This is a genomic window from Bradyrhizobium sp. (assembly GCF_049512235.1).
GTDB lineage: Bacteria > Pseudomonadota > Alphaproteobacteria > Rhizobiales > Xanthobacteraceae > Bradyrhizobium.
Genome location: NZ_JBEKXH010000312.1, coordinates 1 through 7,751, shown reverse-complemented (window position 1 = coordinate 7,751; position 7,751 = coordinate 1). Strand labels below are relative to the sequence as shown.

The window sequence follows — 7,751 nt, the reverse complement described above, 5'->3', positions numbered from 1 at the left end:
CGGCGCGACTCCGGTTCCCAGATCACCTCGACATCGGCGCCGCGCCGGGCAGCCCACGCCGCGCAACTCAACATCATGATCGATTGCCGGTCGTCGCGGCCATCGCTGCAATAGCGGTCGATGGTCACGGGATATTGCGCGCCGAGTTGCTCGAACGCGATCCGCTGGGCGCGGGGCCGACGATCATGCCTGGCCGGGAAATGCATCGCCATGCTCAACCCCGTTATCTCAGTTGGGTGCCGAGGCGGTCAACGATCGGCTCGCATCCCCCCTCGACAAAAGATTGCGCCTGGAGTTGACGCGATGGAGCATGCGGACGAAGGCGACCGGGTTGAACAGGATCGTGCTGTTGAGCGCGTCGGAAATCGGGGCGTTGCGGCGACGGTATTCGTTCTGCCACGCCGCCTGCTGGCGCGGCAGCTCGGTCCAGTAGATGCCGGGCGCGCGGTGGTGGGTCAGATGCGTCGAGATATTGTGCAGGTCGAGCCAGGACAGGAAGCGCAGGTAGCCGCTGTCGAGCGGCACATAGGTCGCATAGCGATAGGGATCGTCGGGCACGCTCGGCACGTGGTCGGTGTAGTTGTAGATCGCCACCATCAGGATCGATCCGATCCAGGTCACGGGCGCCCAGAACAGAACGGCGGCGCGCCAATCGAGCACGGCGAGCCAGGTCGTCAGCATGACGGTAAGGGCAAAGCTCAGGATGCATTCGGCCCTGTGCCGGGGCTTCATCTGCTCGAAGAATTGCCTGACATGCAGATCGCGCAGCGAGAGCCCGAGATAGCTCCAGATGCTGGCATGGATTTTTTCATGGCCGGCCACCGTCGAGGTGGCGTCGCTTGCCCCATTGTTGAAGCGGTGATGATGAAAGTGCAGGTATCGGTACCAGATCGCCGGCGAGGGCATGATGCAGAACGACAGCCGGTGAACGAGGTTCAGCGCGGGGCTGCGAAATACCGGGAAGTGGGTGGTCCAGTGCAGGATGGCCTCGAGCCGCCCGGCCAGAACCAGGCCGATCCAGAGGAAGAGGACCCGCAGCCACCAGGGAGCCGCGGCGAAATGCCAGAACATGACCAGGAGCATCGCGACAATGATGCCGTGATAGCCAAGGAGCGCGACGCCGCCCCAGCGGACGCGGCGCCGGGCGTCATGGGCCATGGCAGCTCGTTTGTTCATCACGACCGACCAGCGAGATCGCGGCCTTTGTCTTGGCGCCGCGGGCAAATGGAATGGCCTCGACAATTCGCACCGAAATATCGATGCCATCGCCGAGCAGGCGATTGAGGCGCCTGACGATGGTTTGCCGGCATTCCCTGTCGATCAGTTCGGTCCGGCCGGCGGCGGGGACCAGATAGACGCAGACCTTGTCCAGCGCGGTCTGCACGATCTGATACTGCACGCCGTTGACCGGGATGCGGGATTCCAGCACCCAGTTATAGGCATCATCCATGATGGTGCCTGCAGGCACGATCGCCCCCGATCGGGTGACGAAGCTGTCCTGCATGCGGCCCATCGGATGGGAAATAATGCCGAAGCTGCAGCCGCAGCGACACGGCGCTGCAGATGCCTGCGCGCTGGCGAAATCGCCTTGCCGGTAGCGGATCAGCGGGGTCGCCTCGTTGACCAGATTGGTGCCGACCACCTCGCCCATCACGCCCGGCTCGCACCGCCGACCGTGCTCGGGATCGACGATTTCCACAAAGCAGGCGTCCTCTTCGACGTGGTAGGCGCCGAACTCGCATTCCAGCGCCATCCGGATCAATTCCTCGCTGCTGTACTCGTCGCGGATCGGCACACCGAGCGCTTTTGCAAGCGCGTCGCGTTCTGCCCTGGTCGAGCCTTCCGAATGGGTGATGATGAGTTTGACGCCGCAATCGGCAAGACTTGAGCCGGCAAGACTTGAATCGGCAAGACTTGAATCGGCAAGACTTGAATCGGCAAGTCCGGTGCAGACGCGCGCAAGCTCGCGCAAATAGCTCGGATAGAGCGAGATCGCAGCAGGCCGCTGCTCGCCGATCAGCCTGAAGGCGGTCTCGACCGGCGTACGCGTCGACAGGAAGTTCTGCGGAAACAGGCCGTCGGTCGAGGTGAACCACCACGGGCAGGTGATGATGAACAGCGTCGCGTCCGCTGCCCCGAGCCGGCCTCCGCTCTGGAAGATGTTCTGCCGGGCCATTTGCAGGTTTTCATAATGCACGCCGTTTTCGCTCACGGCCAGATAGACGAAGCGCCCCGATGAGCCGGAACTCGTGGTCATGAACTCGGTATTGTGCCCGCTGCTGACGCTGCCGTCGGGCCACGCCGCGATCAGCTCGTCCTTGGTGAGATACGGCAACTGCTCGAATTCCCTCCAGCTCCTGAGATCATCGGGTGCAAATCCGGCGGCCCGATACTTCTCGCGGTACAAGGGCACGGTGTCGAAGGCGTGCCGTACGATCTGCTGGATGCGCCGGAATTGCCAGGACCGGATGGCTTCGATCGGCTGCCGGCGGAAGCCGAGCATGCCGGCAAAGTGGGCTTCGTAGAAGCGGCGCAGCTTGCGATGGTCGAGCGCGGTCTCGCCCCGGATCAGGTCGGGGCCGATCTTGGCCTCGATCCATCGTTCGGTTTGCCGGGATTGCGGCCCAAGACCGCTGCCATGACCGCTGCCAGGACCGCTGCCAAGACCGCCGCTATGAGGGCTGCTGTTCTGATCCATCACCAGAGGGTCGCTCGTGCTCTTGCTTCATTGCTCCCGGTTTCGGGACTTGTGGTCGATCGGAACGGCGCAATAGGACGCCGCCGTGCGCCCTTGGGCGGGCCCGGGCCAGTCGGTCGGGCACGCCGGCTCGTCGGGCTCCGAGGTCGGGGGCTGCATGGCGCAATAGGAAGCAACCGCAGGCGATGGCTGGCAGTCGGCGGCGGCGGGCACGCAGCCTTGCGGCACCTTTTGCCGATAGACGTCCACCGGGGCCTTTTGCTTGACCGAGTAGAGGCAGAACTCCATCTCGCGGCTGTTGGCCACCACCAGCATGGCGCCGTGCGCGCCGTTGAATCGCTTCTGGCTTCCCGGCTGCACCGCGCAGCCCTTCTGGTCATAGAGCCAGGGATTGCCGCCGAGGCCGTTGACGAAATACGGCATGCCCTCGATTTCGAGCCGCTCGTAGGCATGCTCGTGGCCCGACAGGACCGAGGTCGCGCACCACTGTTTGAAGGGCCAGCGCATCCATGCGCCGGGCGCATCCTCGCGCGCCGTCGTGTAGGGCGGGTGATGGAAGTAGACCAGCTTCCACGGCGCCTTCGAGGCCGCCAGCGCGCCTCTCAGCCAGCCCGCCTGCTTCGAATTGCAGCAGGTTCCGTCCTGCTCGTGATAGTCGCTGTCCAAGCCGAAAAGTTCGACCAGCGGGCTCGGCTGGACGTTGTAGTACCGTCCCTGCACCGGGGGCTGGGCGTTCGGCGAGTACTGCTTGAGATAGTCGAAATAGTCCAGGTAGGGATAGGGGGTTCCCCACACATAGTCCCCCTCCTTGCGCACCGTTCCCCAGTCGTGATTGCCGAGCGTCGGAAAGAATTTCTTGTCGCGAACGAAATTGTCGTAGTGATCGGCGATATTGCGCTTGATGGTGGTCTGCTTGCCGCTGTTGTAGTTGTCGTCGCCGACCGTGACCACGAAGTCGAGCGGCTGCTGCTGGTGCCAGGCCTGCACCATTTTCGACACCACCGCCTCGCATTTGTACTTGCTGTAGCCGAAGTCGCCGATCACCGCGAAACGGACCAGCGTCGGATCCGGCGCAATCCCCTTGCCGCAGGCGGCGAGGTCATTCTTCACCGGCTGCTCGTCTTTCTCGCAGACGACGGTGCGGTAGGTGCAGCAGGGGCAGGTCGCGCTCGATTCATCGGCGCTGCGGTCTTGGGACGAATCCGGCTGGTCATCCTCCTGGGCCAAGGCCAGATCGAAGGCCAGATCGATCGACCCGAGCGCGACGAGCGCGACAACCGCGCCCGCGATGAGCCGCCAGGTGCGGTGTGCCCGGGCGGCGGCGCGATACGGCGGCGCGGCCGGCATCATGAATCGCCCGCAGGATGAGGCGCGAGCCGCGGCTCGCCGCGCGCCTTTTTGGCGCGCGCGCCGCGCCCTGATTTCGAGCCCGGCGTCGCGCGGTGCGCCGCATTTCCGTTCATCGCCGAGGCGAGGTTCAGGTTGACGTCGAGATCCCGGACCGGCTCCGGATCGTCGGGCAAGGTCAGCGCCTGGCTCAGATCACTGACCCGCAGCCTCCAGGTTTCGAAAGCTTCGCTGACCAGCCGGGCCACGATGGCGGGGTCGAATTTCCGGCACGAGAAAACGTCCAGAACGAATTTGGAGGTCAAAGGCCAGGTGTGGATGGCGCAATGCGAGGTCGAAAGGATAACGACCCCGGTGACCCCGCCCTCATCCTCGAACGGCTCGCAATTGATGCGGCTGATGTTCTCTTCCACCTCGTAAATGACAGGCGGCCCGAGCGCTCTCATGTTGAGCGAGGTAACCAAGGCACCGAGCAAATCGTAGATGCCGGAGACGCTGCGCAAACGAACAGGATTGCCGGCACCGATCACCTTGATGTGACGACCCGTAATCAACTGGCCCCCCTCGGTCGATCGGAAATGCGGCCGCTTATTGGCGGCGGAAAAATACGTCATCGAAAGGCAACGGTTTACGATGTTAATGGACGCAATTAGAAGGTGTCAATGTTTTTGAGCCGGCGCCGTCTGGAATTTGGTCGGGGATTTTTGGCCGGCCGGCGGCTGATGGATCCGAGCCGGCGCCGCCGGCCCTCAGGGGATCATCGCTTTCCGGCGGCCCATTCAGAGCAGCGACGTCGCAAAGCCCGGATCGATCGATCGCACGTCCTCGTCGATGATGGCCTTGGCCTCGGCGGAGCCGGCGCGATAGGCGCCGGCGATCGCGGCCTTCAGATCGGGACGACGTGTCAGGATCAGGCGAATATCGCTGCGCAACAGGCTTCGGAGCTCGGGATCGGCGATCGCCGGCGACAGCGAAAGCACCGCAAGGCGCGTCGGGATCAGGTTGGCGTCCGAAGACGAGGTCAGATAGGACATCTTCAGAACCGCCGCGACGGAAGCCTCGGTCTGCGTCCGGCTCGAAAGCATCGCGACCAGGAGCCACATGGCGGATGAATGCGGGGCCAGCGCCAGCGATGCGCTCGCGGTGGCGAGCGCGCGCTGGCGCGCCGCGGCCTTTTCCGGCGTCTCCGCTGTGGTGCCGCGGTTCAGCGCCGGGGCCGCGCGCGCCATCGCAATGTCGCCGACCAGATCCCCGCGCAGGGCGGCTTTCGCCGTCCAATCCGCCAACGATGCGCCGGATATCGGCTCGGCCCGCGCCAGCTCCTGGGCAAAGGGCTGCGGCTTGGGCGTCAATGCCTCTGCCACAATCGTGTCGATGGCGAACCAGCAAAGCACCACGGCTATCGACGACGTGGCGATCCCGAACCGGTCCGGAATATTCTTCATGGCCATGGCACCAATGATCTAGATCGCGAACATCTGCTCGCCCTGGATCGTCAGCAGGGTCAGTATCCCCGTGGCAAAGGCCCCGGTGTCGATATTGATCCGGTTCGGCCGGATCTCGGGCTTCGGCACCGGCGTGTGGCCGTGGACAACAAATTTGCCGAAATCCTCCTCGCTCTGAAGGAATTCATCGCGGATCCAGAGCAGGTCTTCTTCGCGCTGGTGTCGCAACGGCACGCCCGGCCTGACGCCGGCATGCGCAAAGAAGAAATCCCCGCAATGAAAGCTCGATCGCAGATTGCCCAGAAAGCGGCGATGATGGTCCGGCATGGCGTGCCGCAACGCCTGCACCAGCGCATCCTGTTCTTCGCGATCCGGCCGGAGCGACGGCGTCAGCCCGTACGACATCAGGGTCTGGAAGCCACCATATTGTTTCCACGCTTCGAGCCGGCTGGCGTCCTGCAGCACCTCGAACAGAAAGGCTTCGTGGTTGCCCTTGAGGAAGATGCTCTCGTGGCGGCGGCTGCGCTCGATCAGCAGGTCGATGGTTTGCCGCGACGCCGGTCCGCGATCGATGTAGTCGCCGAGATAGACATGCAGCGCGCGCGTCGGCGCGGTGCGGGCGATGTGATGATCGATCGCGGCGAATACATTCGGCAGCAGATCGGCGCAGCCGTGAATGTCGCCGATGGCATAGACCTGGATGCCGTCCGGTAGTTTCGGCTTGGCTTTCGGCCTGAAGCGTAATCCCAACATGTCGCGGCCCTGATCCAGAAGTATCCGGGCCTGAGCCCTCAACTCGCTTGCCCGTCATACGATACCGAAGACGGAACAATTTTATCGTTCATCCTAACAGCCTCGCAACTCTGATGCAGGGCGCAGGGGTTGTCAGACCCTCTTTACCAGCAAAGCTAAGCAACGCTTCAGATTTTTCACCGAGCCTCCGGTCGATCACGAGGGAGGCCATGGTGCGTTGGATTTTGCAGGTGTCGGTGGCGGTCGGTGTCGTGCTCTCGGGCGGACTTTCGATCGCCTGGGGTCATGAGCATGGGTTTGTCGAGCACATCGGGTTCGAGACGGCCACTTTGGCGCCGATGGCCTATACCCAGTTCTGCCTGCGATACCCCGGGGAATGCCGGACCCGCAAGATATTCAGGGGCGGCCCGATCAGACTTTCGGCCGACCGGCGGGGCGAACTGGCCCGCGTCAACGCCGCCGTCAATGCCAGCATCGTTCCCGAGCCGAACCTGCAGGGACTGGCCGGCGAAGTCTGGCTGATCGGCCCCGACCGCGGCGATTGCAACGATTACGCCGTGACCAAGCGCCATGAGCTGATGGCGCGCGGCTGGCCGGCGCGCGCGCTGTTGCTGAGCGAGGTCGTCACCACATGGGGCGAGCATCATCTGGTGCTGGTGGTGCGAACCTCCGAGGGCGATCTCGTGCTGGACAGTTTGACCGGCAGGATAAAGCCCTGGTTGCGGGCGCCTTACCGCTGGGTGCGGATGCAGATGCCCGGCGTGGCCAGGCTCTGGACCACCATCAACAGCCGCGCAGCGTGATCGCCGCCAATCGCTGCTAGTTCAGTGATTTTGAAGTTCGAATCATATCGAAGCTTGCGATGCTGCGCTCCCTCTCCCGCTCTTGCGGGGGAGGGCCGGGGAGGGGGAAGCTCCGCCGGCAGTCCCCGAGTGGCGCCCCCACCCCACCCTCCCCCGCGAAGAGCGGGAGAGGGAGTGAGAGGGCAACGCTCGTGGCCTGAACTTTCTCAAGTTGCATTCTCGAGCTGGCTTTTCTCAGCCGGCCTGGCGGCCGGTGGTCTGCGAAAGCCCCAGTCCGAACAGGATCGCAGCCAGGGTCTGGACCGGCGCATCGGTGAAGCTCGAATCGCAAAAGGCCTCGGAGCAGGCGGTGATGAGGCAGGCGGCGGCGCTGGCCGCATAAAACGAATCCCTGCCGCGCGACAGCGCCCCGCGCAACAGCACGACCACGAGCTGCAGCGGCAGGATGGCCGCGAGCAGCACCCCGACGCCGCCCCATTCCAGCAGCATCGACGCTACGGTGTTGATGGCGGTGTCGCCGGGAATACCCGATGCGTCCCGATAGATCGCGGCCAGCGCCGGATAGCTTCCGACCCCGCCGCCAGCCCAATTGGCATCGGACATCATCCGCAGCGTGGCGGCGCCGGCTTCCGCCGGGAAGGCCTTGGCAAAACGAAACAGCGGACTGACCGAGGGATTTGCCGCGGACCGCAACGCGATCGCGCC

At 64.1% G+C, this 7,751-nt stretch carries 8 protein-coding genes and 1 pseudogene; 1 reads left to right on the top strand and 8 read right to left on the bottom strand.

The window, feature by feature from the left end:
* The 7 genes from ABSG20_RS24405 to ABSG20_RS24375 all read right to left on the bottom strand — a co-directional run.
* A partial coding sequence (locus ABSG20_RS24405) for a hypothetical protein (RefSeq protein WP_423867066.1) occupies nucleotides 1–212 on the bottom strand: 212 nt, incomplete at its 3' end.
* A 16-nt stretch (nucleotides 213–228) separates the two neighbouring features.
* Nucleotides 229–1,158: a fatty acid desaturase family protein gene (locus ABSG20_RS24400; protein ID WP_423867065.1), complete on the bottom strand. Its 930-nt coding sequence runs from the start codon at nucleotides 1,156–1,158 to the stop codon at nucleotides 229–231.
* A complete protein-coding gene (locus ABSG20_RS24395) occupies nucleotides 1,148–2,701 on the bottom strand; it encodes a phenylacetate--CoA ligase family protein (protein ID WP_423867064.1) in 1,554 nt (517 codons plus the stop codon). The genes ABSG20_RS24400 and ABSG20_RS24395 overlap by 11 nt, the downstream gene beginning before the upstream one ends.
* Before the next feature lie 24 nt (nucleotides 2,702–2,725).
* Nucleotides 2,726–4,045: a metallophosphoesterase family protein gene (locus tag ABSG20_RS24390; protein ID WP_423867063.1), complete on the bottom strand. Its 1,320-nt coding sequence runs from the start codon at nucleotides 4,043–4,045 to the stop codon at nucleotides 2,726–2,728.
* Nucleotides 4,045–4,599, bottom strand: a complete 555-nt coding sequence (gene speD, locus ABSG20_RS24385) for an S-adenosylmethionine decarboxylase (protein WP_423867062.1) — start codon at nucleotides 4,597–4,599, stop codon at nucleotides 4,045–4,047. The genes ABSG20_RS24390 and speD overlap by 1 nt, the downstream gene beginning before the upstream one ends.
* Nucleotides 4,600–4,824: 225 nt before the next feature.
* Nucleotides 4,825–5,490, bottom strand: coding sequence for a hypothetical protein (locus ABSG20_RS24380; RefSeq protein WP_423867061.1), 666 nt, complete (start codon nucleotides 5,488–5,490; stop codon nucleotides 4,825–4,827).
* Between the two features lie 18 nt (nucleotides 5,491–5,508).
* On the bottom strand, nucleotides 5,509–6,243 hold the full coding sequence (locus ABSG20_RS24375) for a metallophosphoesterase (protein ID WP_423867060.1): 735 nt from the start codon (nucleotides 6,241–6,243) through the stop codon (nucleotides 5,509–5,511).
* A 209-nt stretch (nucleotides 6,244–6,452) separates the two neighbouring features.
* Here ABSG20_RS24375 and ABSG20_RS24370 point away from each other — a divergent pair, with 209 nt between their 5' ends.
* Nucleotides 6,453–7,046 (top strand): transglutaminase-like cysteine peptidase, encoded by a 594-nt coding sequence (locus ABSG20_RS24370; RefSeq protein ID WP_423867059.1) that lies wholly within the window; start codon nucleotides 6,453–6,455, stop codon nucleotides 7,044–7,046.
* 234 nt (nucleotides 7,047–7,280) lie between these two features.
* On the opposite strand, the pseudogene ABSG20_RS24365 reads toward ABSG20_RS24370, so the two are convergent.
* A pseudogene (locus ABSG20_RS24365) lies at nucleotides 7,281–7,751 on the bottom strand (hypothetical protein); the annotation flags it as partial.

Excerpts from the sequence above, each read along its gene's own strand:
- ABSG20_RS24375 (WP_423867060.1), bottom strand. The coding sequence starts at position 6,243 with ATGTTGGGATTACGCTTCAGGCCGAAAGCCAAGCCGAAACTACCGGAC.
- ABSG20_RS24400 (WP_423867065.1), bottom strand. The coding sequence starts at position 1,158 with ATGGCCCATGACGCCCGGCGCCGCGTCCGCTGGGGCGGCGTCGCGCTC.
- ABSG20_RS24380 (WP_423867061.1), bottom strand. The coding sequence starts at position 5,490 with ATGAAGAATATTCCGGACCGGTTCGGGATCGCCACGTCGTCGATAGCC.
- ABSG20_RS24390 (WP_423867063.1), bottom strand. The coding sequence starts at position 4,045 with ATGCCGGCCGCGCCGCCGTATCGCGCCGCCGCCCGGGCACACCGCACC.
- ABSG20_RS24370 (WP_423867059.1), top strand. The coding sequence starts at position 6,453 with ATGGTGCGTTGGATTTTGCAGGTGTCGGTGGCGGTCGGTGTCGTGCTC.